Source organism: Pseudomonas zeae (assembly GCF_014268485.2).
Lineage (GTDB): Bacteria > Pseudomonadota > Gammaproteobacteria > Pseudomonadales > Pseudomonadaceae > Aquipseudomonas > Aquipseudomonas neuropathica.
The window spans coordinates 6,603,952-6,630,739 of sequence record NZ_CP077090.1 but is presented as its reverse complement, the minus strand read 5'-3'; the positions used below and the strand labels follow the sequence as shown (position 1 = coordinate 6,630,739).

28 protein-coding genes and 1 pseudogene are annotated in these 26,788 nt (G+C 59.6%); 14 read left to right on the top strand and 15 right to left on the bottom strand.

All coding sequences use genetic code 11. The features are described from left to right. Positions 1-262: 262 nt before the first annotated feature. Complete coding sequence (locus tag HU754_RS29330) at positions 263-1,936, top strand: putative bifunctional diguanylate cyclase/phosphodiesterase (protein ID WP_093429679.1); 1,674 nt, start codon at positions 263-265, stop codon at positions 1,934-1,936. A 109-nt stretch (positions 1,937-2,045) separates the two neighbouring features. On the opposite strand, the gene HU754_RS29325 is transcribed toward HU754_RS29330, so the two are convergent. Then, entirely contained in the window at positions 2,046-3,443 is a 1,398-nt protein-coding gene (locus HU754_RS29325; RefSeq protein ID WP_186620142.1) for a NorM family multidrug efflux MATE transporter, read from the bottom strand. Between the two features lie 158 nt (positions 3,444-3,601). On the opposite strand from HU754_RS29325, the gene HU754_RS29320 reads away from it, so the two are divergent. The 4 genes and pseudogenes from HU754_RS29320 (at position 3,602) to HU754_RS29310 (ending at position 8,117) form a co-directional block, all read left to right on the top strand. Continuing rightward, positions 3,602-4,522 (top strand): LysR substrate-binding domain-containing protein, encoded by a 921-nt coding sequence (locus HU754_RS29320; protein ID WP_186620141.1) that lies wholly within the window; start codon positions 3,602-3,604, stop codon positions 4,520-4,522. A gap of 184 nt (positions 4,523-4,706) precedes the next feature. After that, positions 4,707-5,828, top strand: a pseudogene (locus HU754_RS29930) (Cache 3/Cache 2 fusion domain-containing protein); the annotation flags it as partial. Continuing rightward, entirely contained in the window at positions 5,823-6,683 is an 861-nt protein-coding gene (locus tag HU754_RS29925) for a methyl-accepting chemotaxis protein (RefSeq protein ID WP_400775222.1), read from the top strand. The pseudogene HU754_RS29930 and the gene HU754_RS29925, both read left to right, overlap by 6 nt. Positions 6,684-6,902: 219 nt before the next feature. Beyond that, complete coding sequence (locus HU754_RS29310; RefSeq protein WP_186620140.1) at positions 6,903-8,117, top strand: aldose 1-epimerase family protein; 1,215 nt, start codon at positions 6,903-6,905, stop codon at positions 8,115-8,117. On the opposite strand, the gene HU754_RS29305 is transcribed toward HU754_RS29310, so the two are convergent. The 3 genes from HU754_RS29305 to HU754_RS29295 all read right to left on the bottom strand — a co-directional run bounded on the left by HU754_RS29305 (position 8,114) and on the right by HU754_RS29295 (position 10,437). Further along, entirely contained in the window at positions 8,114-9,607 is a 1,494-nt protein-coding gene (locus tag HU754_RS29305; RefSeq protein ID WP_186620139.1) for a YifB family Mg chelatase-like AAA ATPase, read from the bottom strand. The genes HU754_RS29310 and HU754_RS29305 overlap by 4 nt on opposite strands. Before the next feature lie 172 nt (positions 9,608-9,779). After that, positions 9,780-9,950, bottom strand: a complete 171-nt coding sequence (locus tag HU754_RS29300; RefSeq protein WP_171057229.1) for a hypothetical protein — start codon at positions 9,948-9,950, stop codon at positions 9,780-9,782. 34 nt (positions 9,951-9,984) lie between these two features. Next, the gene (locus HU754_RS29295; RefSeq protein ID WP_224794712.1) at positions 9,985-10,437 is read right to left on the bottom strand and encodes an N-acetyltransferase; all 453 of its coding nucleotides are present in this window, start codon (positions 10,435-10,437) and stop codon (positions 9,985-9,987) included. 914 nt (positions 10,438-11,351) lie between these two features. On the opposite strand from HU754_RS29295, the gene HU754_RS29290 reads away from it, so the two are divergent. After that, positions 11,352-11,621: a HigA family addiction module antitoxin gene (locus HU754_RS29290; RefSeq protein WP_186620138.1), complete on the top strand. Its 270-nt coding sequence runs from the start codon at positions 11,352-11,354 to the stop codon at positions 11,619-11,621. On the opposite strand, the gene HU754_RS29285 is transcribed toward HU754_RS29290, so the two are convergent. Further along, a complete protein-coding gene (locus HU754_RS29285) occupies positions 11,616-12,143 on the bottom strand; it encodes a BRO-N domain-containing protein (protein WP_186620137.1) in 528 nt (175 codons plus the stop codon). The genes HU754_RS29290 and HU754_RS29285 overlap by 6 nt on opposite strands. A 359-nt stretch (positions 12,144-12,502) precedes the next feature. Beyond that, complete coding sequence (locus HU754_RS29280) at positions 12,503-12,763, bottom strand: accessory factor UbiK family protein (protein ID WP_008086041.1); 261 nt, start codon at positions 12,761-12,763, stop codon at positions 12,503-12,505. A 414-nt stretch (positions 12,764-13,177) separates the two neighbouring features. On the opposite strand from HU754_RS29280, the gene glnK reads away from it, so the two are divergent. From glnK to sutA, 4 genes are all read left to right on the top strand, one after another. Next, positions 13,178-13,516: a P-II family nitrogen regulator gene (gene glnK, locus HU754_RS29275; RefSeq protein WP_002555808.1), complete on the top strand. Its 339-nt coding sequence runs from the start codon at positions 13,178-13,180 to the stop codon at positions 13,514-13,516. Positions 13,517-13,554: 38 nt separating this feature from the next. Further along, positions 13,555-14,892, top strand: coding sequence for an ammonium transporter (locus HU754_RS29270; protein ID WP_186620136.1), 1,338 nt, complete (start codon positions 13,555-13,557; stop codon positions 14,890-14,892). Positions 14,893-15,107: 215 nt separating this feature from the next. Next, a complete protein-coding gene (locus tag HU754_RS29265; protein ID WP_102901435.1) occupies positions 15,108-15,533 on the top strand; it encodes a secondary thiamine-phosphate synthase enzyme YjbQ in 426 nt (141 codons plus the stop codon). A 102-nt stretch (positions 15,534-15,635) separates the two neighbouring features. Next, positions 15,636-15,962, top strand: a complete 327-nt coding sequence (sutA, locus tag HU754_RS29260) for a dormancy-specific transcriptional regulator SutA (protein ID WP_007920420.1) — start codon at positions 15,636-15,638, stop codon at positions 15,960-15,962. A gap of 183 nt (positions 15,963-16,145) precedes the next feature. Here the strand turns inward: sutA and HU754_RS29255 are convergent, their stop codons facing one another. The 6 genes from HU754_RS29255 to lptM are packed head-to-tail and all read right to left on the bottom strand — an operon-like array spanning position 16,146 to position 20,755. After that, positions 16,146-16,853, bottom strand: a complete 708-nt coding sequence (locus HU754_RS29255) for an HAD family hydrolase (protein ID WP_186620133.1) — start codon at positions 16,851-16,853, stop codon at positions 16,146-16,148. Further along, positions 16,850-17,749: a tyrosine recombinase XerC gene (xerC, locus tag HU754_RS29250; protein ID WP_007950060.1), complete on the bottom strand. Its 900-nt coding sequence runs from the start codon at positions 17,747-17,749 to the stop codon at positions 16,850-16,852. Before xerC ends, HU754_RS29255 begins: the two co-directional genes overlap by 4 nt. Positions 17,750-17,751: 2 nt before the next feature. Beyond that, positions 17,752-18,477: a DUF484 family protein gene (locus HU754_RS29245; protein WP_064116398.1), complete on the bottom strand. Its 726-nt coding sequence runs from the start codon at positions 18,475-18,477 to the stop codon at positions 17,752-17,754. 13 nt (positions 18,478-18,490) lie between these two features. After that, entirely contained in the window at positions 18,491-19,321 is an 831-nt protein-coding gene (gene dapF, locus HU754_RS29240) for a diaminopimelate epimerase (RefSeq protein ID WP_008084573.1), read from the bottom strand. A 3-nt stretch (positions 19,322-19,324) separates the two neighbouring features. Next, on the bottom strand, positions 19,325-20,572 hold the full coding sequence (lysA, locus tag HU754_RS29235; protein WP_064389521.1) for a diaminopimelate decarboxylase: 1,248 nt from the start codon (positions 20,570-20,572) through the stop codon (positions 19,325-19,327). 9 nt (positions 20,573-20,581) lie between these two features. Further along, entirely contained in the window at positions 20,582-20,755 is a 174-nt protein-coding gene (gene lptM / locus HU754_RS29230) for an LPS translocon maturation chaperone LptM (RefSeq protein WP_007911098.1), read from the bottom strand. Positions 20,756-21,072: 317 nt separating this feature from the next. On the opposite strand from lptM, the gene cyaY reads away from it, so the two are divergent. From cyaY to rnk, 3 genes are all read left to right on the top strand, one after another. Further along, entirely contained in the window at positions 21,073-21,405 is a 333-nt protein-coding gene (gene cyaY / locus HU754_RS29225) for an iron donor protein CyaY (RefSeq protein ID WP_077575013.1), read from the top strand. A 4-nt stretch (positions 21,406-21,409) separates the two neighbouring features. Continuing rightward, complete coding sequence (locus HU754_RS29220) at positions 21,410-21,634, top strand: DUF1289 domain-containing protein (RefSeq protein WP_093429716.1); 225 nt, start codon at positions 21,410-21,412, stop codon at positions 21,632-21,634. A 128-nt stretch (positions 21,635-21,762) separates the two neighbouring features. Then, entirely contained in the window at positions 21,763-22,182 is a 420-nt protein-coding gene (gene rnk / locus HU754_RS29215; RefSeq protein ID WP_186620132.1) for a nucleoside diphosphate kinase regulator, read from the top strand. A 7-nt stretch (positions 22,183-22,189) separates the two neighbouring features. Here the strand turns inward: rnk and HU754_RS29210 are convergent, their stop codons facing one another. From HU754_RS29210 to HU754_RS29200, 3 genes are all read right to left on the bottom strand, one after another. Next, complete coding sequence (locus tag HU754_RS29210) at positions 22,190-25,033, bottom strand: class I adenylate cyclase (protein ID WP_186620131.1); 2,844 nt, start codon at positions 25,031-25,033, stop codon at positions 22,190-22,192. A gap of 183 nt (positions 25,034-25,216) precedes the next feature. Further along, positions 25,217-25,462, bottom strand: a complete 246-nt coding sequence (locus HU754_RS29205) for a TIGR02647 family protein (RefSeq protein WP_047596728.1) — start codon at positions 25,460-25,462, stop codon at positions 25,217-25,219. Positions 25,463-25,716: 254 nt separating this feature from the next. Further along, positions 25,717-26,001 (bottom strand): hypothetical protein, encoded by a 285-nt coding sequence (locus tag HU754_RS29200; RefSeq protein ID WP_007911108.1) that lies wholly within the window; start codon positions 25,999-26,001, stop codon positions 25,717-25,719. Between the two features lie 123 nt (positions 26,002-26,124). On the opposite strand from HU754_RS29200, the gene HU754_RS29195 reads away from it, so the two are divergent. Then, entirely contained in the window at positions 26,125-26,784 is a 660-nt protein-coding gene (locus HU754_RS29195; RefSeq protein ID WP_186620130.1) for a glutathione S-transferase family protein, read from the top strand. The last annotated feature ends 4 nt before the right edge of the window (positions 26,785-26,788 follow it).

The following is a 26,788-nucleotide window of genomic DNA, read 5'->3' as shown; positions in this document are numbered from 1 at the left end:
ACGAAAATTCGGGAGTCGTTGACGAAATGGGCCGGCATTTTAACAGGCTCAGCGATTTGTGCTGCTCTCTCCGACTTGTGACGTACCACGCGATTCAAATTTGCCGGTTTTGTTACTTTCGCGGAGGATGCGCGGTGATTTTGCGGCTAATGTTCTCATTCGTGACACAAAATAACGTTTTGATAACCGTTGTCATTTGGTCATTGAACGGCGCAACGGCATAATGCCCCGCCCACATCATTGCAGAGTCTAGGGAGCTAGCTTGTCTACGCCTGTCGAACCCTTGCGTTTGCTGCTACTGGCCGAAGAGCCAGCGTGGACAGCGTTATTGCGTGAGTGTCTGGCTCCAATGGGGAGCGCGGCGGTGCTGATCAGCGCGCCGAGCTGGGATTCGGTCAGCAGTTTGTTCGAAGACAACCGCCATGCGGTGTTGTTGACCCTTCCGGCATTGCAACCGGCACCGGGCCGGTGCAGCCTGCCGACGGTCTTGCTGCTGGAACATGAACCGGACACAGCGCCGGTTGGCGTCAGTGACTGGCTGGTGTTCGACGCCCTCGACGCCGGCATGCTGCGCCGCTGCCTGCGCCATGTGCGCGAACGCGGCGTTCTCGAAAACACCCTGCAACGCCTCGCCGAGCAGGATCCGCTGACCGGCATCGCCAACCGTCAGGGTTTCCAGACCTTGCTTGCTGCGCGCCTCGCGGAAAACGACGGTCGCGGCCTGGCCCTCGGGCATCTCGATCTCGACAACTTCCGCCACGCCAACGATGCGCTTGGCCATCAGGCGGGCGATCGCTTGATCCTGCAAGTGGTCGCACGGCTGAAAAGTCAGCTCGAAGCCGGTGATCAATTGGCGCGTCTGGGCAGCGATGAGTTTGCCCTGCTGATCGACACCCGTCGTGCACCGCAGCGCGCCGAGTGGATGGCCGAACGCATCACCGAAGCGCTCGCCGAACCGTATTGGGTCGATGGCGAAAGCCTGCTGATCGGCTCCAGCCTCGGCATCGCCCATGCTCGCGCGCAGGGCGGCGCCGATCCGCTGATGTGGCACGCCCACATCGCCATGCAGCAGGCCAAGAGCACCCAGGGCTGCACCTTCCATATCTTCAACGAACGGATCAACCGCAATGCGCGGAGCATGGCCGACCTCGAAAGCGAGTTGCGCCGAGCGTTGCGTCGCGATGAGCTGGAGTTGCATTACCAGCCACGCCTGAATCTTGAGGATGGCCAGATTGTCGGCCTCGAAGCGTTGGTGCGCTGGCGTCATGGCGAGCGCGGTTTGCTGCCGCCGAGTGAATTTGTCCCTTTGGCCGAGCAGAGCGGTTTGATTGTGCCGCTGGGTTACTGGGTTATTTCCCGGGCCTTGCGTGACATGCAGGCGTTGCGCGAGCGCGGGCTGCCGGCGCTGCACATGGCGATCAACCTGTCATTCCGCCAGTTTCAAGACAGTCAGTTGTTGCCGACGCTGAGCCGGTTGATTGCCGAGCGTGGCGTTGAGGCCCAGTGGCTGGAATTCGAACTGACTGAAACCGCCGTGATGCGCCGTAGCGATCTGGTCAAGCAGACCATGGACGCTCTCGGCCGTCTCGGTGTGCGCTTCTCGCTGGATGACTTTGGCACCGGGTTCTCGTCGTTCGTGCACCTCAACAGCCTGCCGATCACCTTGTTGAAGATCGACAAAAGCTTTGTCGGCGGCATGGAGCAGCGCGAAGAGAATCGCAAACTGGTGCACGCGATGATCAATCTCGCGCACAACCTGCATCTGGAAGTGGTGGCGGAAGGGGTGGAAACCCCTGAACAGCTAGAACTGTTGCGCGGGTTTGGTTGCGATCAGGTGCAGGGCTATCTGATCAGTCGGCCGTTGCCGTTGGCGGAGTTGGTTGAATATCTAACCTTCGGCTCAAGCCAACAGTCAGCCCTCGAAATCGTGAGCTGAACGCATAACCCCTGTAGGAGTGAGCCTGCTCGCGATAGCAATCTACCAGTCAACATTTGCTTCGACTGACACACCGCTATCGCGAGCAGGCTCACTCCTGCAAGGGATCTCAGTCGGTCTGAGGAACTGTGAACTGACTTGATGACGCAGGCTCCAGCCGAATCATCCGCTTCATCTTCCATTCAAACGCCAGCGTCAAACTCACCGCCGCGCACGCCAGGCCCAGCGCCAATCCCCACCAGACGCCCGTCGGCCCCCAGTTCAAATGGAACGCCATCCACCATGCCGCCGGCGCGCCGATCAGCCAGTAACAGCCGAGCCCGACCAGAAACGTGGTCTTTGCATCCTTGAGGCCACGAATGCAGCCCATGGCAATCGTCTGCGTGCCGTCGAACAGCTCGAACCACGCCGCCACTGCCAGCAGGCTCACCGCCAGGCGAATCACCTCGGCAAACGCCGGATCATTGTGATCGAGGAACAACCCGACCAACTGGTTCGGCAACAGCCAGAACACCATCGCGAATCCCAACATCACCACCGCGCCAAAGACGATCCCGACCCGTCCGGACATCCGCGCATCACTCAGTTGCCCGGCGCCGTAATGCTGGCCGACGCGCATGGTGATCGCGTACGACATCCCCGCCGGCACCATGAACGCCACCGAGACAATTTGCAGGGCAATCTGGTGCGCGCCCAATTGCGTGCTGCCCATGGTGCCCATGCACAGCGCCGCGAAGGCGAACAAACCGACTTCCACCGCGTAGGTGCCGCCGATTGGCAGGCCGAGGCGCCACAGCTCTTTCAGGTACTGTCGGTTGGGCCGCGACAAGCCTTCGCGCAATGGATAAGCGTCATAGGCCGGATGCCGGCGAATATGCCAGGCCAGCGCCAACGCCATGCAATTGGCGACAATCGCTGTGACCAGGCCGATCCCCGTCAGGCCCATTTTCGGCAGACCGAACATGCCGGTGATCAGCGCGTAATTGAGCAGGAAATTCGCCACCGTGCCGGCCAGGCTGATGACCATCACCGGTGTCGCCCGGCCGATTGCACTGGTGAAACCGCGCAGGGCCATGAAACTCAGGTAGCCGGGCAGGGCGAAGGGCAGGGCAATCAGGAATTGCCCGGCCGCGTTGACGTTGGTTTCGGTCTGGCCGAACAGCAGCAACACCGGTTTCAGGTTCCACAGCAGCAACCCGGCGCCCAGCGCCATCAGCCACGCCAGCCACAACCCGGCCTGGGTCAGACGCGCAGCGCCAATGATGTCGCCGGCGCCCTTGCGAATCGCCACCAATGTGCCGACCGCTGCAATCACGCCGATGCAGAAAATCGACACGAACGAGTAAGTCGCCGCACCGAGACCGCCGCCCGCGAGCGCTTCAGGACTCAGGCGCGCCATCATCAACGTGTCAGTCAGCACCATCAACATGTGCGCCAACTGTGAAGCAATCAACGGCCCTGCCAGCCGCAGAATGGCCCAGAGTTCGGTACGCACAGGATGCTGCATGGTCATCACCACTCAATTTCAGAGGGAACAGGAGACCGTCGATTCTCGGCGCTTGGCGGGCTTTGCACAAAGGGATAAAAAGGATGGGTGGCATGATTAAAACTCATCCTAGGTAAACGGTTTAAGATTGGCTTTATCCCGCTATCGGAGCTTTCTGCATGTCTCGTCGTCTTCCTCCCTTGTATGCCCTGCGCGCATTTGAAGCGGCGGCGCGACATAGTTCGTTCACCCGGGCTGCCGAGGAATTGTCGATCACCCAGAGTGCGGTAAGTCGGCATATTCGGACCCTCGAAGATCACTTCGCCTGTCGGCTGTTTCATCGCAGCGGTCGCAATCTGCAACTGACCGAAGCGGCGCGGTTGCTGCTGCCCGGGATCCGCGAAGGCTTCAGTGCGCTGGAGCGGGCCTGCAATACCTTGCGTGCCGAGGACGACATTTTGCGCATGAAAGCGCCCTCGACCCTGACCATGCGCTGGTTGCTCGCGCGCCTGAGTCGCTTCCGCCATTTGCAGCCTGGCAACGAAGTGCAACTGACCAGTGCGTGGATGGACGTCGATTCGGTGGATTTCAACGATGAGCCTTTCGACTGCGCTGTTTTGTTGAGTGACGGGCATTTTCCGCCGGATTGGGAGGCGAGTTTATTGTTTCCCGAAGAGCTGATTCCGGTGGGGGCGCCGAACCTGCTGAATGATCAGCCGTGGGATCTGGCTCGACTGGCTTGCACCGAATTACTTCACCCGACACCGGACCGTCGCGATTGGCGCAGTTGGCTGGAACACATGGGGCTGTCCGATCAGGTGTCACTCAAGGGTGGGCAAGTGTTCGATACCCTCGAATTGGGCATGATCGCGGCGGCGCGCGGGTACGGTGTGTCGATGGGCGACCTGTTAATGGTCGCCGAAGATGTGGCGCAGGGAAGGCTGAGCCTGCCGTGGCCAACCGCGGTCGCCAGCGGCTTGAATTACTACCTTGTGTGGCCAAAGACCCGCCCGGGAGGTGAACGTTTGCGCCGTCTCAGCGACTTTCTGCAAAGCGAAGTCCGCGCCATGGAGTTGCCGGCGGTCGTGCGCTTGAGCTGAAACGTTAGAGCCGCCACAATGCCGGCCTTGTGCCATAACCTTGTTTTCCGCTCAAGTATTTGGATCCACCGCCGAATACGTGCTTGTGGAACCGTCGTGCCGGTATCCACGATTCACCCCCACAACCAGAAAAATTTCCGAGTCGAGATCAAGGAGGATCCCGTGGCTCGGCCAGGAGCTGTCCATGTCTCAACCTCGCGCTCGGATCGCCTCGCAGCTGGGCCTCGCGCTCGCTGTAATACTGGCGATAGTTATCAGTGGCAGTACGGTGTTCGCCTTGCGTTCGCTGGACTCCGCCAACCTCGCCACTCGTGAAGAGCATCTGGCCAGTGAGGCGCGGCTGCTGGCCGACCAACTGAGCACATTCCACGGCACGCTGCGTGAAAGCACCCAGCGCCTGAGCGGGCTGTTCGAGAAGCGCTTCAGCGCAGGTCTGAGCATTCACCCGAGTGAGCCGGTGAATGTTGCCGGCACCCAGACCCCGGGTCTGCATCTGGGCAGCGAAGTGCTGAACAACAACTTCAAGGAAGTCGACGAGTTCAAGCAGATGACCGCCGGCGTCGCCACACTGTTCGTGCGCAGCGGCGAAGACTTTATCCGCGTCAGCACTTCGCTGACCAAACAGGATGGCACCCGTGCCATCGGCACCTTGCTCGATCACGCGCACCCGGCCTACGCGAAGTTGATGGCGGGGCAGGGTTACGTCGGTCGCGCCTTGCTGTTCGATCGCTCCTACATGACCCAATACACCCCGGTGCGCGATGGCAGCGGCAAGGTGATTGCGGTGCTGTTCGTTGGTTTCGATTACACCGACGCGCAGAACATCCAGTTCGATAACCTCAAGCGCTTCCGCATTGGCCAGAGCGGTTCGCTGGCGTTGCTCGACGAGCAAAACAAATGGCTGGTCGCGCCAGCGGGGGTGCAGGCGCTGGACCAAGCCGTTCCGGTGATCAAAGGTTTGGCTGCAAAGCCGGGCAAGGGTGAGTTCTGGAGCGACACCTCGGAAGATTTCTACAGCATTGCCGTGCCGTTCGATGGCGGGCCATGGTCGGTCGTGGCGAGCATGCCGAAAGCCGAGATCCGCGCGGTGACCTGGAGCGTGGGTACGCAACTGGCCATTGGCAGTCTGTTGGCGATGCTGCTGGCGGTCGGATCTGTGGTCTGGCTGCTGCGCAGCAAACTGGCGCCTCTGGGGGATCTGGTGCGTCAGGCCGAGGCCTTGGGCGCCGGTGATCTGAGCGTTCGCCTGAACGTATCGAGCAACGATGAAATCGGTCAGTTGTCGCGCGCGTTCAACCAGATGAGCCAGGCGCTGTCGACCATGGTCGAGCACATCCGCCGCTCTTCGGAAGAGGTCAATAGCCGTGCCCAGGCCCTGTCCGGTTTGTCCGGCGGTGCCTATGAAGGCATGGAGCAACAATCTGGCGAAATCACCAGCATGGCCGGCGCGGTGGAAGAGTTCAGTGCGACCTCGCTGAACATCGCTGACAACATGGGCGCCACTCAGCGTCTGGCGCAGGAAAACGCCCAGCAAACGCAGATCGGTCGCAGTTCGATGGAAGAGGCCTCGTCCTCGCTGGAGCAAATCGCTGGCGCCCTGAACAGCACAGCCACCGTGATCAACACCCTCGGTCAGCGCTCGCAGGAAATTGGCGGCATCGTCGGCGTGATTACGTCGATTGCCGAACAAACCAACTTGCTGGCGCTCAACGCCGCGATTGAAGCGGCACGTGCCGGTGAACAAGGTCGCGGCTTTGCCGTAGTAGCGGATGAAGTGCGCAGCCTTGCCTCGCGTACTCGTCAGGCCACTGATGAAATTTCCAGCATGATCCATAGCATCCAGCAGGAAACCGGCAACGCGATCAGCACCATGGAACAGGGCAATGTGCTGATGCAGGAAGGTTTGTCGCGCAACGCCAACGTCGCGTCGGCGCTGGCGCGAATCGATGAACAGAGCCGTTCGGCGGGGCAGCAGTTTGCCGCGATTACCACGGCGACTCAGGAGCAGAGCAGCACCGCGACTCTGTTGAGCAGTAATTTGCAGAGCATCGCACTGGCCAACAGTGAGCAGCGTGAGGTTGTGTCGAACCTGGCTGTTACCGCCAAGGAGCTTGAGAAGCTGGCGGCGGATCTGCGTTCCGAGGTTGATCGCTTTCGTTGATACAGCCTTGATATAGCTTTCGCGAGCAGGCTCGCTCCCACAGCGTCCGGTGCGAATCACAGATTTTGTGAAGACCCGGATCCCCTGTAGGAGTGAGCCTGCTCGCGAATGCAACACTGCAGATCTTCGGCTGAACCTGCAATCTGTCGATCTAATACACTTGCTGAAACGTTTCCGCAGCGCTATAAAAATGGCACAACTCCAATAAAGGCTGCTGCCATGACCCCGCTCAAACTCGCCGTCGCCCTCGGCGCATTCTCTGCTGCTTCCCACGCCATGGCTTGGGATTACATCCTTCTCGATACCAACAAACCCGCGCAAAACTGGACCATCACCAGTGAGCAGCTCGGCGTGAAAACCGCCAAACCCTTCTCCGTGAGCCTGCGTACCTTGCACGGTGGGCGGCAAGAAGGCGTCAGCATCGTCGATATCGATAACGGCGCGATGAAACTCTCGGTGGTGCCCACCCGAGGCATGAACGTCTTGCAGGCTTCTGTCGGCAACGTGCGGATGGGTTGGGATTCGCCGGTCAAGGACGTGGTTAACCCGGCCTTTATCGAGCTCAACGGGCGTGGTGGCCTGGGTTGGCTGGAGGGCTTCAATGAACTGGTCGCCCGCTGCGGTTACGAATGGGTCGGCCATCCCGGCATCGACAATGGCGAACTGCTGACCTTGCACGGCCGCGCCGCCAACATCCCGGCCAGCACCGTCACGCTGCACATCGATGAAAAGCCGCCCTACGCCATCAGTCTGCGTGGCGAGCTGAAAGAGCAAGCCTTCAAGAAGGTCGACTTCTCGGTCGTTACTGAACTGGTCACCGAACCTGGCAGCGTGCGCTTTGCACTCAACGATACGCTGACCAACAACGGTGATTATCCGAAGGAATACCAGGCGCTGTATCACAGCAATTTCAGTACGCCGTTCCTCGAGCAGGGCGCCCGTTTTGCTGCACCGGTAAAACAGGTGTCGCCGTTCAACGACAAGGCCAAGGGTGATCTGGCCGACTGGCAGACCTATCGCGCGCCGACCAAGGACTACGACGAAACCGTCTACAACGTCGTGCCCTATGCTGATGCCAAAGGCGAAACCCTGACGGTTTTGCACAATAAGGCCGGCAGCCTCGGTGTTTCTGTTGGCTTCAATACCCAGCAGTTGCCGGTGTTTTCCCTGTGGAAAAACACTGACACTCAAGGCCAGGGCTATGTCACCGGGCTGGAGCCGGGAACCAGTTTTTCCTACAACCGTCGCTATCAGCGTCCGCTGAATCTGGTGCCGACCATCGCGCCCAAAGAACAAAAACAGTTCCAGATCAGCTACGGCCTGCTCGCGGACAAAGGTGCTGTGGATAACGCCTTGAAGCGCGTGACCGAGATTCAGGCCGGGCGCGAAACTGAAGTGCGGCAGACGCCGCTGGTGGATCTGACCGAGCATTAAGGTGTCGCCGGCCGATATTGCAGCGCCTCGGCCAAGTGTTCGCGTTTGATTGCATCGACTTGCTCGAGGTCTGCCAGTGTCCGGGCGACCTTGAGCAGGCGATGGGCCGAGCGCAGCGACAACGTCAGTCGCTCACAGGCGGACTCCAGCCAGGTTTCATCGGCTGTGGATAACTTGCAGTGCCGCTTCAATCCCGGCAGATCGAGAAACGCATTGGCACAGCCCTGACGCTTCTGCTGTCGTTCGCGAGCCTCGGCTACCAGTGCTGCGGCGCTGGCGCTGTCTTCTCCCGGCTTTACCTGCGGGTTCAACGCCGTCGCTTCCCGCGCCACTGTCAGGTGCAAGTCGATCCGGTCCAGCAACGGCCCCGACAGTTTGTTGCGATAGCGCTGCACCATGTCCGGCGTGCAGGAACACTTGCCGCTCGGCTCGCCGAGATATCCACAGGGACACGGGTTCATCGCCGCCACCAACTGAAATCGCGCCGGGAAACGCACGCGATCCTTGGCCCGGGCAATCACGATATGCCCGGACTCCAGCGGCTCGCGCAGCACCTCCAGCACCTTGCGATCAAACTCCGGCAGTTCATCGAGAAACAGCACGCCATGGTGGGCGAGGGTAATCTCGCCGGGTTGCGGTTTCGAGCTGCCACCCACCAGTGCCGGCCCGGATGCCGAGTGGTGAGGTTGACGAAAGGGACGCTGCGGCCAATGGGTTAGCGGTGCACCACTGGCGACTGACTGAATCGCCGCGACCTCCAAAGCTTCACTCTCGGCAAGCGGCGGCAACAGCCCCGGCAGGCGACTCGCCAACAATGTCTTACCCGTCCCCGGCGGCCCGCTGAACAGCAAGTTATGGGCACCAGCAGCAGCAATCAGCAACGCTCGTTTCGCTGCCACTTGCCCCTGTACTTCATTCAAGTCGGGATAAGGCTTGCTGGCATGCATCAGCCCGTCGGAGACATAAGGTTCAACCGGCGTATGCCCATTGAAATGCGCCACCGCCTCCAGTAAATGATCCACCGCAAACACTTTCAACCCCGAGGCCAGGCAGGCCTCTTCGGCATTCGCTCGCGGCACCACCAGCGCACGCCCCGCCTTGCGCGCCGCCAATGCTGCCGGCAAAACCCCGCGCACCGCCCTTACTGCGCCGGACAATGCCAACTCTCCCAGACATTCCACATCGTCCAGCGTCAGACACGGCACCTGCACACTCGCCGACAGAATCCCCAAGGCAATCGCCAGATCAAACCGCCCGCCATCCTTGGGCAGATCCGCCGGCGCCAGATTCAAGGTGATCCGCCGCGCCGGAAACTGCAGCCCGGAGTTGATGATCGCGCTGCGCACCCGGTCCTTGCTCTCCTTCACCGCCGCCTCGGGCAGGCCGACCATGGTCAGCGACGGCAGACCGTTGGCCAGATGGACTTCGACGGTGACAGCGGGGGCTTCCACGCCAATCTGGGCGCGACTGTGGACGATGGAGAGGGACATGGTCGTTCCTTGAGCTGAATCGGGGGCCGCTTCCTGCGGGTTTTTGGAAGGGTAGTCGGGGGAGAGGGCGTTGGTCGGACAGTTTTAAGGGCGAACCTTCACTGGATGTTGCTGAAGACACTAATTCTCAGGCATAAAAAAACCGCCTGTCAGGCGGTCATTTTTGCGGTACTCAGGTTCCACCACCGGCGAGCCAACCATCGGGCTCCATTTCCTTGCCATAGGTCGCGGCCACTTTCAGAAAATGCCGCTGACTGGCTGAAACTCTGTCCGGTAATCCGAGTGCCTCGGTACCCGGTTTGGAAACCCGTGCCGGTTGGGTTTTCTGCTTCTTCTGCTTCATAAACACCTCACGTGCCGGGATGCTTGATTCGATCTTATTGGTCGTCCAATGGAAAGACAAGGCGACCGGTTGTATCAAAATAAAATCCCAGCGTTTGATAGTAAGGGATGGCACCTGAATCTGGCTCTTGTACTTCGATTTGCGTGCACCCCAGCTTCCGGGCGTAGAACTCTGTTGTCAGCAATGCCATCGGAGCGATCCAGCCCCGCAAGGTATTCGTCTTGCAGGTGTGTCCCTGCAAAAGGACGATTTTCATGCAGATCGTGCTTCTTCGCGGCGTTGCGTAGCACAGTCCGCACAGTTCTTCTTCGTACCAGAACGCCAAGTCCAGCCCTTTTGCATCTTTGGTCTTCCAGTCCAACACAGCGTCCCATGGATACCCAACGGGGCCGGTCCACTGGTGGAATGCGTTGATTGCTACTGGAGTAATCGGATCGATCCTGAGTGATAGAGCATCAACTCCAGCCGCCAGGGCTTCTGGGTCCATGGACATTGTTTGATGTGCGAGTTTTCGGGATTCAGATTTGAGTGTCTGATTTCGAAGTTCGGTACCTTTGCCTTTTCTTCGCATCGTCTTGTTCTGTGGGATCAATTTGCAGACGATATCGAAGGCATTGATGCTTACGTAATCAGACGTAGGGGACCGTCCTCGTAGGACTGTGCTTGCGTTAGTGAAGGACGTTGGAGATGGCCAGTTCAGATTGTGAGAGGGCGGAGAGGCAATACCTTATACCGGCATGGATGAGGGTTTTGCGCTGCTCTCGATCGTAAATGAGCTTTGACTCCTGAGCGGTACTGAAGGATCCTCACGCTCGAGGACTGCAACTGCGCATTCGTCGGGACTGGGCACCAGTAAAAGCTCCCCCGCATTTTTGGCAGCAGAGAAAGCTGGTTTCTCTGAAGTAATGACGACGGGCTAGCCTGTCGGATTCTGAACCCAAGGCCGTAAAGTCGGGAGCTAAAGAATCGCTGCGACTACTCCTCCGAACACAAAAAAGGCGTCCTATGGACGCCTTTTTTATTTTTCACTCAGGACCTTCTACCGGCCAGCGCGCCGCTTGGCTCAAGCGCTGGCCCACATGTAACAGCAACTTCAATAAAACGCCGTTGGTTGGCTGACATATCCCCAGCCAAACGGAGTGCTTCGAGGTGCAAATCAACAATCTGAAATAGCTTTTCTTTCCTCTTCTTATCCTTCACAGATACCTCCATCTTGATGGGCGTATTTCGTTTGCCAATGTAATGACATGCGTAAGGGCTGCGTAACTGGGCGCAGACGCTGATGTTTGTAGGGCTATGCCCTAATAGTTGTAGGACGCCGGCGAAAGGGTGTCGACGGTCTTGTATCGCGGAGTCGGATGCTCCAGTTTGGCCACTCAACGCAGTCTCTGGAGGCGAACAATGGACCGCAATGGTATGCGCCCGATTCATCCGGGCGAGGTTCTGAGTAAGGAATTCATGGAGCCGTTGGGCATGACTGTCATGGATCTGGCCATGCCCACGAAATGGCCCGAAAGTGAGATCGAAAAGCTTGTGAAATGCCAGCTCAGGATCTGCGCCGATCTGGCAATCAGCCTTGCCATTCAGCTCAACACTACGCCTGAGTTCTGGATGAATCTTCAGTCGACTTATGATTTGCGCAGGGCCCAGCTCCGGCATGCGGGGTTATAGCGATTGCAGCATCCGCGAAGCCCTTTTCCACCATGGCCCGGTCATTGGGCGCTTGGTCTGTTCCCGTTCCACCACCATCAGCGGCACATCCTGCAACCGTATCCACGGCTGGTTATTCCAGTGCAACAAACTCAACGACATATCCGGCCAACTGAGCAGGCTCAGGTGTGGGCGTTCGCTTGTGGTGGGATGTTGGGCGTCGCGCAGGGTAGGGATGACCTGGTGGGTGATCCATTCCCGCAGGGCTCGGTATTCGGGGCAGTAGTGGTAGACGAGGAGGGCGTAGATGCCGGATTCGCTGATCAGCAGGGCGTTTTCGATCTGGTTGTGGATGAGGGTTTTGCGGGTCTGGTATTGGTCGGGGTCGAGTTTTCGCAGCATGCGTTCGTTGAGGTAGATGTGCAGCAGGCGGCTCAGGTCTCGGGCGCAGAACCAGGGTTGGTTCTGGATGAGGAGGGCGTGGAGAGGGAGTTTGTGGCGGGTGAATATGTGCGGGGTCAGATAAGTCTCTTCTTGATTCATTGAGCAGTTCCTCTTGCTTAAGGGGCTGCCCTCAATCGTCGCCAAACGATTGGGTGGCAGTTGTACGCGGGTTGGCGAACCGGAGCAAAAGGAACCCGGCAGACCCGAAGGTCTCCCACGCACAACCGCCATGAAACGATGTGGCGGTAAATGTAGCCGCCATCATGGTTGTCGTGCGCCTTAAGCTGTTCGGGTCGCCAAACCCGGTGCTGAACATTCAGCATCGGGTGAGCTTAGAAACCTGGGCTTTTCGGCGCAATCGGACGGCGGTCATTCAGGTTGTAGGACGTTGCCGGGATGGTTGAAGGGCTGGAGATCAAAAGATCGCAGCCTTCGGCAGCTCCTACAGGGGGCGCGGATTATTCCGCGGGCGGCGTCAGCTTGGCTTCCATCTCGGCAACCTTGGCTTCAAGGCTTTCGAGGCGAGCGCGAGTACGCGCCAACACAACCATCTGGCTATCAAATTCTTCACGGCTGACCAGATCGAGTTTGCTGAAGGCACTCTGCAGCAGCATCTTGAACTGGCTTTCGATTTCGGCTTTCGGCAGCGGGGTGTCGCCGTTGAACAGGCGGGAGGCGGTGCCGCTCAGGGCGTCGAGGAAGTCTTTGGGCGCGAGCATGGTGGATGTCCTGGAAACAATGGCCGGCAGTGTATCACGCAGTGTCTATAGTCAATCTCGTGGTCAGGGATGCACGCTTTTCGCGCAGGCGGACGGACGGCGACGCACCGTTATTGTGCGTATCCGCTGTGCGTTTTGCACGGGACGGCTTGTGACAGCGGCCGAGGGATTGAAATCAGTGGGTTTTGGCGAGATGGCAAGGTTTCTGCTTAGTCACCTTCGACCCATGCACTGATGCAGTCGCTGTGACGAATGCAGTGCGGCAGACGGAGCGGGGAGTTTCGTCGGCAGCGGTTAGCTGGCGTCAGTCGGGCAGGTAAGGCCGACGATGCGTTACAAAGCCAGGCACTGCGCTTAGACTTGAGTCGGGTTTGTTTTCCTGGGGCAAGTCCACCAATTCGGGAGAGAGTTTTCATGAAGCTAGTCACTGCCATCATCAAGCCGTTCAAGTTGGACGACGTGCGCGAGTCGCTGTCCGAAATCGGCGTGCAGGGCATTACCGTTACTGAAGTCAAAGGCTTCGGCCGGCAGAAGGGTCACACCGAGCTGTATCGCGGCGCGGAATATGTGGTCGATTTTCTGCCCAAGGTGAAAATCGACGTGGCCATCGACGACAAGGATCTGGATCGGGTTATCGAGGCGATAACCAAAGCGGCCAACACCGGCAAGATCGGTGACGGCAAGATCTTCGTGGTCAATCTGGAACAGGCGATCCGCATCCGTACCGGCGAGACCGATACCGACGCGATCTAAGCGCCGCCACAAACCCCAACGCCCCAGGAGAAAACAATATGACTCTGCGTAAATTCGCAGGGCTAGGAGCCCTGTTGTCCATCGTAATGCCAAGCCTTGCAATGGCGGCAGACGAAGTGGCGGCCCCAGTCCTCAATTCCGGCGACACTGCCTGGATGCTCACCTCGACAGCCCTTGTGCTGTTCATGACCATCCCGGGCCTGGCGCTGTTCTACGGCGGCATGGTTCGCTCGAAAAACATTCTTTCCGTGATGATGCAGTGCTTCGCCATTACCGGTCTGATCAGCATCCTGTGGGTCATTTATGGCTACAGTATTGCGTTCGACACCACCGGCATGGAGCAGGGCGTCGTCAACTTCAACTCGTTCTTCGGCGGCATGGGCAAGGCGTTCCTCGCCGGTGTCACGCCGTCGAGCCTGACCGGCCCAGCGGCGCTGTTCCCTGAGGCGGTGTTCATCACCTTCCAGATGACCTTCGCGATCATCACCCCGGCGCTGATCGTCGGTGCGTTCGCCGAGCGGATGAAGTTCTCCGCGATGCTGATCTTCATGGGCGTCTGGTTCACCCTGGTTTATGCGCCGATCGCGCACATGGTCTGGTCCGGCAACGGCGGCCTGATGTGGGACTGGGGCGTGCTCGACTTCGCGGGCGGCACCGTGGTGCACATCAACGCCGGTGTCGCCGGTCTGATTGCCTGCCTGGTGCTGGGCAAGCGCAAAGGCTTCCCGACCACGCCGATGGCGCCGCACAACCTCGGTTACACCCTGATGGGCGCGGCGATGCTGTGGGTCGGCTGGTTCGGCTTCAACGCCGGCTCCGCTGCAGCGGCCAACGGCACTGCCGGCATGGCGATGCTGGTCACTCAGATTGCTACCGCTGCTGCGGCACTGGGCTGGATGTTTGCCGAGTGGGTCACCCACGGCAAGCCAAGCGCACTGGGTATCGCATCGGGTGTGGTTGCCGGTCTGGTAGCGATTACTCCGGCGGCCGGCACCGTGGGCCCGATGGGCGCACTGGTGATTGGTCTGGCCGCAGGCGTGGTGTGCTTCTTCTGCGCCACCACCCTTAAACGCAAACTCGGTTATGACGATTCCCTGGACGCGTTCGGCGTACACGGTATCGGCGGTATCCTCGGCGCGATCCTCACCGGCGTCTTCGCTGCACCGTCGCTGGGTGGCTTCGGCACCGTGACCGACATCGCCGCACAAGTGTGGATTCAGTGCAAAGGCGTCGGCTTCACGGTGATCTACACCGCGATCGTCACCTTCATCATCCTCAAGGTGCTGGACGCTGTGATGGGTCTGCGTGTGACCGAGGAAGAAGAGTCGGTCGGCCTCGATCTGGCACAGCACAACGAACGCGGCTACAACCTGTAAGTACGCGCAGCAAAAAACTTGCCCGGTTCGCCGGGCATTTTTTTGTCTGGAATTTGTCGCAAAGAGAGCAGCTGAAAGGATTTTTCGTACGGCTTTGGTCGTGTTTACGACGAGCGTTTTTCTACGGCCAATGGCTTACATCATTGCAGGAATATTAGGGCCTTTGTTTTTTCCCAGAGCGCGCTAGAATGCGCCCCGAACGTGCGGAGAACTGTATGTGGCAACAGACTCTGATAACCCTGCGGGCACGGCCCCGGGGCTTTCATCTGGTGACGGACGAGTTGATCAAAGGGCTGCCTGAACTCAGGGAGTGCCGGGTCGGTCTGTTGCATTTGTGGCTACAGCATACCTCGGCGTCGTTGACCATCAACGAGAACGCCGATCCGGCGGTACGTCGCGACTTCGAACGATTTTTCAATCGTCTGATCCCACAAGGAACAGACGGCTATGAGCATAACGACGAAGGCCTGGACGACCTCCCGGCGCACTTCAAGGCCAGCGTGCTTGGCTGCCAGATCAGTCTGCCGGTTTCGGCAGGTCGCCTGGCACTGGGAACCTGGCAAGGCGTTTATCTGGGCGAGCACCGTGATCATGGCGGTGCCCGAAAAGTCCTCGCCACCTTGCACGGTGAAGGGGCGTAAACCGTTGGTCACCAATGGTTACTGATTTTTTAACGGCGACTTTCGACAGTTGCCAAAGCTGGTCTATAACTAATCTGCTTTTCGCAAGTCATGAGGTAGAACATGAGCGACGATGATCTGGAAAACGACGACCTCGAAGTAGGCGACGAAGACGAGGCCGAGGAAGGCTTGGAAGCAGCAGCGGAAGACGTTGCTGACGACGATGGCGGTGACGATACGCCGGCTCCGGCTGCCAAAGGCAAAGCCAAGGCTGCGGTGTCGGTAGATGAATTGCCGAGCATTGAAGCCAAGAACAAGGAACGCGACGCCCTGGCCAAGGCCATGGAAGAGTTCCTGTCGCGTGGCGGAAAAGTGCAGGAAGTGGAGGCCAATGTGGTCGCCGATCCTCCGAAGAAGCCGGACAACAAGTACGGCAGCCGCCCTATCTGAGGCGTGCCGCTGGCTTGCTGAAAAGGCCCGCCGTCGCTGCGGGCTTTTTCATGCCTGGAATTCCGGACGCGCCACGATCCCCCTGTAGGAGTGAGCCTGCTCGCGATAGCGGTGTGTCAGATACATCTGGGTTGACTGACAGACCGCTATCGCGAGCAGGCTCACTCCTACAAGGGAACGGTGTCAGTTCGAGGTGGCATTCCAGCGTGCGAGTACGGCTGGCAAATCACTCAGGCTGCGAATCTCGGCATCCGGCAGACGATCCGCTTCCCAGACTTTCCCCGCCGGATTAAACCAGATTGCCCGCAACCCCGCCTGTTGTGCTCCAGCGATGTCATCGCCCGGATGATCACCAATATGTACGGCGGTTTCGGCTGTAGCGCCACCGCGCTGCAAGGCTTCGTGGAACAACCGAGCATCCGGTTTGGCGATGCCGATATCTTCTGCGCACAACGCAAACTTGAAGTAGTCCGCCAGGCCCAATCGACGCACATCAGCATTGCCATTGGTGACCACGCCAAGCGCATAGTGATTGGCGAGAATCTCCAGTACTGGTTCGACTTCAGGGAACACTTCGATCTGATGCCGAGCATGCAGAAACACTTCAAAGCCCTTGTCTGCCAGGTCGGTTGCTTCACCATGGGCGTACCCGGCGTCTTCCATTGCATGAAACAACACCCGCCGGCGCAGCGCGCTGATGCGATGTTTCAGCCCCGGCTCATTGGCCAGCACCCGCTCACGAATCCCCCACAAATGCTCCACCGGCACGGCGCCCAGATTCGGCGCATGTTCGCTCAGCCATTCGCGCAATATCGCTTCGGCGCTGACGATCACCGGAGCGGTGTCCCACAAGGTGTCGTCGAGGTCGAAGGTGATCAACTGGATGCTCATGAATCATCGCCTTTCATGCGTTTAGCCCGTGGGTGGGCACTGTCGTAGACCGCCGCCAGGTGCTGGAAGTCCAGGTGGGTGTAGATCTGCGTAGTCTTGATATCCGAATGGCCGAGCAGTTCCTGCACCGCGCGCAGGTCCTGCGAGGATTCCAGCAAGTGGCTGGCGAAGGAGTGGCGCAGCATATGCGGGTGCAAGTTCTGCCCCAGTTCGCGTTCGCCGGCCAGTTTCACTCGCACCTGAATCGCCCGCGGGCCGAGGCGCCGACCTTGCTGGCTGACGAACACGGCGTCGTCTGCGGGGTTGGTCATGGCCCGTAACGGTAGCCATTGTTCCAGTGCTTCGCGGGCCTTTTTGCCCACCGGCAGCAGCCGGGTCTTACTGCCCTTGCCGAGGACTTGAACCATGCCATCGGCGAGGTCGAGTTGATCGAGATTGAGTCCGGTCAGTTCGGAAAGGCGCAGGCCGGAAGAATAGAACAACTCAAGAATCGCCTGATCGCGCCGCGCAAGAAAATCATCCTCGACCGCCCCTTCAAGCAGTTGCAGTGCGCGATCAGTATCGAGGGTTTTCGGCAGGCGACGTTCGCCCTTCGGCGGCGCCAGACCGGTCGCCGGATCGTGGTCGCAAAGACCTTCGCGATTCAGATAGTGATAGAGCCCGCGTACTGCCGAGAGCAGCCGCGCGAGACTGCGCGAGGATTGGCCCTGCGCATGCAGACGGGCGATCAGGCTTCGCAGGCGCTGAATGTCTAGCGCCGCCCAGCTGCCGATGTTCTGTTTGACGCACCAGCCAAGGACTTTATCGAGGTCGCGGCGATAGGCCGAGAGCGTGTGCGGCGACACCTGTCGCTCACTGCGCAGGTGTTCGCAGTAAGCGTCCAGTTGCCGTTCCATGCTCAGCGTACCGAGCGCAGGGAGCTATTGACCCGTGGCAGCACACGGCCCATGACTTCGGCGATATAGCTGAGGAACAGCGTACCGACCGAACTCTTGTAGTGCTGCGGATCACGGCTGGCGATCGCCAGAATGCCGTGGATGCCTTGATGGCTGACCGCGACCACGGCAGTGGAGCCGATCTGCTTGCGTTGTTCTTCGCCGAAGAGGAAGTCCAGTTCATGCTCACGCAGGCTGCCGCTGACGCTTTTGCCTTCGGTGAGCAAGCCACCGATGGCGACTTGTGCGTCGGCGTGAGTGACCCAGCGACCGACCGGTGCCGGGTTGTCACCGAGCAGAATCAGGCTGACAAAGGGCACCTGAAAATCCTGGCGCAGGCTGTCTTCGACGCTGATCACCACGTCTTCGAGGCTGGCGGCGTCCATCAGGGACAGTATGAGACGGCGGGTCTTGTCGAACAGTCGATCGTTGTCGCGGGCGACGTCCATCAATTGCGAGAGGCGATGGCGCATCTCGATGTTGCGGTCGCGCAGAATGGTCATCTGCCGCTCGACCAGCGAAACGGTATCGCCACGCTGGTGAGGAATGCGCAGGGCGGGCAGCAGTTCTTCGTGCTCGACGAAGAAGTCCGGATGAGCCTCCAGGTATGCGGCAACCGCTGCCGCCTCCAGGCTCTCGGACGCTGATTCGTCGGACTGTCGGGCGGGTACCTGAGGCTTATCGGTCATGGTTTCTGCTCACTCAAAGACGTACTTGTCCTTCGTATACACGCACTGCCGGACCGGTCATCAGCACCGGTTGGCCAGGGCCTGCCCACTCAATGGACAGGCGCCCGCCTGGCAGGTCGATCAATAGCGGCGAATCCATCCACCCCTGGCTGATCGCAGCGACAGCCGCTGCACACGCGCCGGTACCGCAGGCCTGGGTTTCCCCGGCACCGCGTTCCCACACGCGCAACTGCGCACGGTTACGGTCGATGACCTGGAGAAAACCGACATTCACGCGCGCGGGGAAGCGCGGATGGTGTTCGATTTTCGGTCCCAGTTCATGCACCGGTGCACTGTTGATGTCCTGCACGCGCAACACGGCGTGCGGGTTGCCCATCGACACGGCGGCCAGTTCGACCGTGGTGCCGTCGACTTCCAGCTGATAGCTGATGGCCTGCGCCGGCGCTTCGAACGGAATGTCCGCTGGCACCAGACGCGGGGCGCCCATGTTCACGCCGATCTGGCCGTCGTTACGCACGTCCAGTTCGATGATGCCGCCCTTGGTCTCGACGCGAATCTGCCGTTTGGCGGTCAGACGCTTGTCGAGCACGAAGCGTGCAAAGCAGCGCGCACCGTTGCCGCACTGCTCGACTTCCGAGCCATCGGAATTGAAGATCCGGTAACGGAAATCCACGTCCGGATTGCTCGGTGCCTCAACGATCAGCAACTGGTCGAAACCGATGCCGGTGTGGCGGTCGCCCCACTGCTTGGCGTGCTTTGGCTGAATATGCGCGTGCTGGCTGACCAGGTCGAGAACCATGAAGTCATTACCCAAGCCGTGCATTTTGGTAAAACGCAGCAGCATGGGTTACTCCGGCAGCAGGCTTTCGCCGGCAAACAGCTCGGCCACGGTTTCGCGGCGGCGCACTTCAAAAACCTGATCACCGTCTACCAACACTTCGGCAGCACGGCCGCGGGTGTTGTAGTTGGAACTCATCACAAAACCGTAGGCACCGGCCGAATGCACGGCCAGCAGATCGCCTTCGGCCAGGGCCAATTCACGGTCCTTGGCGAGGAAGTCACCGGTTTCGCAGATCGGGCCGACGATGTCGTATTTGCGCGCAGCGGTGTCACGCGGTTTGACCGCAGTGACGTCCATCCACGCCTGATACAGCGCCGGGCGGATCAGGTCGTTCATCGCCGCGTCGACGATGGCGAAGTCTTTATGTTCGGTGTGCTTGAGGTACTCGACCTGCGTCAGCAGCACGCCGGCATTGGCGACGATGAAACGGCCCGGCTCGAACACCAGCGCCAGGTCACGTCCGTTCAAGCGCTCGCGCACAGCCTTGATGTAGTCGGCAGCCAATGGAGGCTCTTCATCGCGATAGCGCACGCCCAAACCACCACCGAGATCGATGTGGCGCAGGTGAATGCCGCAGTCGCCGAGACGATCGACCAGATCCAGCAAGCGATCGAGCGCATCAAGGAACGGTGGCAGGGTGGTCAGTTGCGAGCCGATGTGGCAGTCGACACCGACCACTTCCAGGTTCGGCAGATGCGCGGCGCGCACGTACACGTCTTCGGCGTCGGCGATGGCGATGCCGAACTTGTTCTCTTTGAGACCGGTAGAAATGTAAGGGTGGGTGCCGGCATCGACGTCCGGGTTCACCCGCAGCGATACCGGGGCGCGAACGCCCAGCTCGGCGGCGACCACTTGCAGGCGCTCCAGCTCGTCGGTGGATTCGACGTTGAAGCAGTGCACGCCGACTTCGAGGGCGCGACGCATGTCGTCACGGGTCTTGCCGACACCGGAGAAGACGATCTTGTCAGCGCTGCCGCCAGCGGCCAGAACGCGTTCCAGCTCGCCACGGGAAACGATGTCGAAACCGGCACCGAGACGGGCCAGGACATTCAGTACGCCGAGGTTGGAGTTGGCCTTGACCGCAAAGCACACCAGGTGCGGCATGCCGGCCAACGCATCGGCATAGGCCAGATACTGGGCTTCGATGTGCGCGCGGGAGTAGACGTAGGTGGGCGTACCGAAACGATCGGCGATGGCGGACAGCGCCACACCTTCCGCGAACAGCTCCCCGCCACGGTAGTTAAAAGCGTCCATGGCGATCCCTTATTGGTAAACGTCGTGCTTGTGTGCTTTGGACGGCTGCTTCTGCGAAGACTGGGCTTGCTCGGCCGGGTCCTGATCGTCATCCGGCAGGTACAGCGGGCCTTTTTGACCACAGGCCGAAACGAGGCAGGCAACCGCGACGAGCGCAGCAAGGGAAGAGATCAGGCGCTTCATGGCGAAATCCTTGAAAATGCGTTAATTGCGCCGGAGTATACCGGCCACCCGGCAGCTTGCCTATGCGAGGGGGTTCCCGTCCGGCGGGGCTTGTCCGTGAGCACTGGTAACCCTGAGGGAGCGAGCCTGCTCGCGATGGCGGTGTGTCAGGCAACAATAATGTTGAATGTGCCGGCCATTCGCGAGCAGGCTCGCTCCCACAGGGTTGGGTGTTCGATGCCCTGACCGGTGCTTGGTCGTTAATCTTTGCAATCGGCCAGCAGCGTCCGTATCTTTCGGCGCTTGTGCCTGATCAGACATTTTTTGAGGTTGCCGCAATGAGTTTGTCCGAAGCCCGTTTCCACGATCTGGTCGATGAAACCCAGGAAAAACTGGAAGACATCTTTGACGAGAGCGACCTGGACATCGATCTGGAAAGTTCGGCCGGTGTGCTGACCGTCAAGTTCGAAAACGGCTCGCAGCTGATCTTCAGCCGCCAGGAGCCGCTGCGTCAGCTGTGGCTGGCGGCGGTGTCCGGTGGTTTCCACTTCGACTACGACGAAGAAAGCGAGCGCTGGATGTGCGACAAGAGCGAAGAGCAACTGGGCGAAATGCTCGAGCGCATCGTCAAGCAGCAGGCCGGCGCCGAATTCGACTTCGAAGGTCTGTGATTCCGTGACTGACACCGCTCCCGTTCGTCCACCGAAGCCGCTTTACAGCAACATCAGCCCGGCAGTGCCTTCGCCGTGCAGCGGTGTGTGCCGATTGGATGAGCAGAAGGTCTGCCTCGGCTGCTTCCGCCATGTCGAGGACATTCGCGAATGGCGCTCGGCAGACGATGACCGGCGACGTGTGATTTGCGCGCAGGCGTCGCAGCGCAAACAGTGCGGCGGGGCGTGACTTGTATATTTTTTGAGCTGTGATAGTGTCCGAACACGCCTCAACCCATCGAGGCCTGGTGAAAACCCCGTCTTTTTTGGCGGGGTTTTGCTTTTTTTGTGTGCAGAAGAAAGGAGTCTGCCCGGATCATGACCGCACCTTCCATCACCCTTACCCGTCTGGACGTGCAACGTCTGGAACGCTTGATCGACAACCTGAACGATAAAGACCAGGCTGCGCCGGGCGTGATTGCGCTGCAAACCGAGCTGGACCGCGCCGACACCGTGGTCGGTCACGATGAAGTGCCCGCCGATGTCGTGACGATGAATTCCCGTGTGCATTGCCGCGAAGAAGGCAGTGGCAAGGATTACCACCTGACGCTGGTCTATCCGAAGGACGCCAACGCCGATGAAGGCAAGATCTCGATTCTGGCGCCAGTCGGCAGCGCACTGCTGGGCCTCAAGGTCGGTCAGCACATCGACTGGCCGGCTCCGGGTGGCAAGACCCTCAAACTGACCTTGCTTGAAGTCGAATCGCAGCCGGCCAACGGCGGTGAATTCCGCGAGTAAGCCCGCCTCAGACCTGTTCGAGTGCCTCGTTCAGAGCGCGCTCCAGGTCAGCCTTGTAGCGCAGATACAGATTGCTTGAACTCTGCCCGTCACCGAGCAGGCCGGAAAGGTCGAGGTCGGTGATGTAGCAGCGATAGCGTTCGCTCTCGCGGCGCTGCTCGACGATCTCCCGGGCGACCACGCTGAACAGCTGGTCGCCATGTTCCAGTTCGCTGAATTCCCGTTGATTGCAATACAGCGTGACCTGCACTTCGCCCGGAGCGGCTTTGCCGACGATCGCCTGCACGTCGTAGAACGGCTTGTTCACTGGCGTCTGCGGTGCCGGCCGCGCTTCGACCCGGCGCGCACGTCCCGGACCTGAAGGCAATAACTGGTAATACAAAGTTTCGAGACGGCCGTCGGGACCGGCGTCCATCGGCAGCACGGCTTCGCGGCGGAACAGAATCGATTGCAGGAAGCGTTGCAACGGCACCAACAGACTCTGCTCGTCGTGATAGGGCAAATGTTGCTGCCACAGCGCGTTGAACTCATCCAGCACGTACAGCTCGGCCTGCTGCTCGGTGATCCGATAGAACACTTGAATGCACTCCGGCTGACCCATCGGCAGGATCAGCGCAAGGTCGTGATCTTCCAGTGCCATGGGATCCAGGTGCAGCGGACTGTAGCGCGGCTGTTCTTCGCCAAGGTAATCGAGCAGGGCCGGCAGGGTGGCAAGCGCCACATGGTTGACCTGGCCCGGCACCAATTCCAGCACGTGATAATGCTGCTGCACCTGAATCAGGTAGCGATGGTTCAACTCGCTGAGCAACAGGTTCTGCGCGGTGTCGATGATTTCTTCAACGCGACGGGCAATGAACTGCGCGCGGTTGTGGCAGAAGCAGCGCACCTTCAATGACGGCTGCAACGGCCCGCGCGGCAGGTTGTTGAGGTAATCGCGTAGGCAGTCGAGCAGGGCATGCGGGCCGTCGAAGCGGTTGACCAGTACTTCGTTCCAGCTATTGAGCGTGACCTGATCCAGGGTCAGCACGAGGTTTTCGCGCACCCCGGCGTAACTCAGCGAGTCGGTGCGCTCGGTGGTCATCAGGATATTGAGGTCGCGGTGATGCTTGAGCGGGTCGACGCCGACGTTGACCAAAATCAGCACTTCGCTTGGCACCGCTGCACGCAGCAACGGTTCTTCCGCGACTGTGGGCAAGGGCAGGGCGATGCACTGTTGCAGGCTGCCGAGCAGGTTGAACAGCTCGAACTCGCTCAGGTCGCTGGTGCCGGGATGCAGGGCCAGGCGGGTGCTGCTGTCGATCACGCCGTTGCGGTGGCACCAGGTCAACAGCTCCAGTAACTCGCGGCTGCGCTTGATTGGCGCAAAATGTTCCCACTCAAGTGCCGTGAGGCTGCCGTTATACAGGCCCCACTGGGTTTGTCCCGGTTCCTTTTTATTGCGTGATTGCACCAGGGTCAGGGTGTCTTCGGCCAGATCCGGGGCGATGCCGGGGTTGATGAACTCGACCTTGTCGGCCTTGCGTTCGAAGGCTGCGTAGAGCCGGCGCCCCAGCACATTGAGATCGCGTTTATTGATCAGGCTGACGGTTTGTTCTGTGCGGGCGAACTGGGTCAGGAAGCGATAGCTGTAGTTCAGCTCATTGACCAGCGCGCGGCGTTCGGCGCTGACCTGGCGGACTTTCCACTGACTGCGGCTGTCGAGCAGCGTCAGCTGCCGCTGATCCCAATGCCACTCGCTGGCCAGCCGTTCCAGCAACGTGCGTTGCCAGCTCTGGGTGCGGCTATTGCCGGTGAGCTTGCGGTTGACCTTCAGGTACAACGCGCGACGAACCAGCTCCAGCCGTTCCGGCTCGTTGCGCGCGGTGAGGTATTCCTCGATACGCCGGTACACGACCATGTACGGATCCAGCTCATCGAGATCGAGCTGATTGGCGAACACGGCTTTTTTGAAGCGCAGGCTCAGACATTGCACCTGCGGGTGTTCGCTGGCATAGACCTCGGTCAGCAACAGTTTGAGCACTGATTTGTAGGGTGACTCGATGCCCTTGAACAACTGCCACAATCCGGCACCGATGAATTCGCCCGGCGGAATCCGCGCCAGATGACCGAGGTCGAGGGTCTCGTCGGCCCGGATAAAACGCTTAGACAGCAGGGTGTGGGTGTAAAGGTTGTACGCGGTTTCTTCGTAAACCGGCACCAGCCACCAAATGGGTGTGCGCCCGGCCAGCCAGATCGCGGTGCGGTAAAACTCGTCCAGCAGCAGATAGTGCTGAGTACTGCCGCAGTTTTCCGAGCTGAGCTGGGTGTCGCGTTCGCCTTTGACGAAGCGCTCCGGGTCGATCAGGAAAAAATGCGCTTCGGCGCCCTGACTCGCGGCCCAGGCTTCCAGCAGCTGGCATTTTTTGCGCAGTTCGGCGAGCTCGCTTTCGTTCAAGTCCGGCGCGTGGCAGACCCACACGTCCATGTCACTCTGATCGGCCTGTGCCAGCGTGCCAAGGCTGCCCATCAGGAACAGGCCGTGAATCGGTCGCGGCGGATTGCTGCCGTGGCGCGGCTTGTAGGAAAACGAACGGGTCAGGCGTTGCGCTTCGGCGAGGGTGTTGGCGTCCGGCTCGTAATTCGACAGGCCGGCCGGCGTGCTGCCCGATACGTATCCCGGCAGCAGCGGGTGATTAACATGAAAGAACAGCGGCAACAGCGTCAACACACTTTGCTGGCGTGTCGACAGCCCTTCAAGGGCACGACCGAGGCGGCCTTCATTGAGTTTGAGAAAGCGCGCGCGTAGCTGGCTGAGTACCTTGCGGTCGATGCCTTCGTCCAGGTCGGGGCGGATTTCGTGGGTGCGCGTCATGTCAGCTCAAACCGGCTCGCAAGCTCGGACGAAGAGGGTCTCGGAATGGGAGGCAGTTTAGCCTTTGCGCAGCGGGACTTTTAAGCTGAATTTGTTTTTTGACGTCAGATTTCTATCGCGGGTGGCCGGGCAAGCCCGCGGAAATCCCGTGGCAGGAGTTCCCGTGGGCAAAGTCAGGGGGAATCAGGCGGTTTCCTGCTCTCTCAGAATGGTCAGCACGGTTTGCACACTTTGTGCGGCATCGCGACCGAGGCTGGTCAGATACCCTCCATCGGGCTGGTCGGTCAGTTCTTTTTCAAAGAGGCGTTTGGCGGCGGCGATGTGTTTCGGGGCAGCGGTCTGATGAATTTTCAGACCTTCCTGGGAACTGTCCAGGTTGAAGAGTGCGAGGACTTCCAGTTCGGCAACCAACTCAGGGGTAAGCGACATAAGGACTCCAGACTTTCTAGGAATTGGACGACAGCGTCCCTAAGGTGAACCCGCTTTTGCGGCATGTCCAGTGCTCAGATCAGGGATTTTGTCTTGAGGCGGATTGCAGTGTAGTCGGGAGGCGGGAGTTGGCTGGATGGATACGTTACAAACATTGTAGGAGTGAGCCTGCTCGCGATAGCGGAGTGCCTGTCAGCATCTTTTTCACTGACAGAACGCTATCGCGAGCAGGCTCACTCCTACAGGATCGGGGCTTACTGCTTTTCGGGTGGCAACTCTGGTAAAGCGCGCAGCGCCGCTTCGTACCATTCGGTATTGAACGCACGGTCTTCATCGAGCATCGCGTCGATTTCGTAAGCCAGCACGTGAGCCATCAGATTGAGGATTTCTTCGCGCTCGACACCCACCAGGGTCAGCTTGTTGAAGGTCGCTTTGGCCGCTGGCGGGTTGTCGCTTTCGATCTGGTTCTCGATGGCTTCGATCAAGGTAGCCTCGGTGAACTCTTCTTCGTCGTTGTCGATGTCTGTCGGCTCGCTCATGGCAGGCTCCTTATGGAAAGGCGCCAGTTTACCCGCATTCAGCGGTGTGATGCTGCTGGCGGGAAAGGCTTGAGCGATCTATAAACAGGCACTGCCCACCCCGCACGGCCTGGAGGCTATGTGATGTTCAAGCTCTACGGATTCTCAGTCAGCAACTACTACAACATGGTCAAACTGGCACTGCTGGAAAAAGGCCTGCCGTTCGAAGAGGTCACGTTCTACCCGACGCAGACACCGGAGTCTCTGGCCATCAGCCCGCGCGGCAAAGTGCCGGTGCTGGGTGTAGACGCTGGTTTTATCAACGAAACCGCAATCATCCTCGAATACCTCGAACAGACCCAGAAAGGCACACCACTGCTGCCGAGCGATCCGTTCCAGCGCGCGCAGGTACTGGCGATTGCCAAGGAAATCGAGCTGTACATCGAGTTGCCGGGGCGCGCTTGTTACGGCGAGGCGTTCTTCGGCATGACCCTGCCGGAGGCGATCAAGGAAAAGACCAAGACTGAATTGCAGCTGGGTTTCGCCGCGCTGGGACGACACGGAAAATTTTCTCCGTACGTGGCGGGCGCCAGTCTGAGCATTGCCGATTTGTATTTCCTCTACAGCGTGCCGCTGGCCTGTGCGGTCGGGCAGAAGCTGTTCGGGATTGATCTGCTGGCGGAGATGCCACAGGCGAAGGCGCTGCTGGAGCGGTTGGAGCAGAATCCGCATGTGCAGAAGATCGCGGCAGACAAGGAAGCTGCGATGCCGGCGTTTTTGGCGATGATCGCTGCCAAGAAATGAGTTT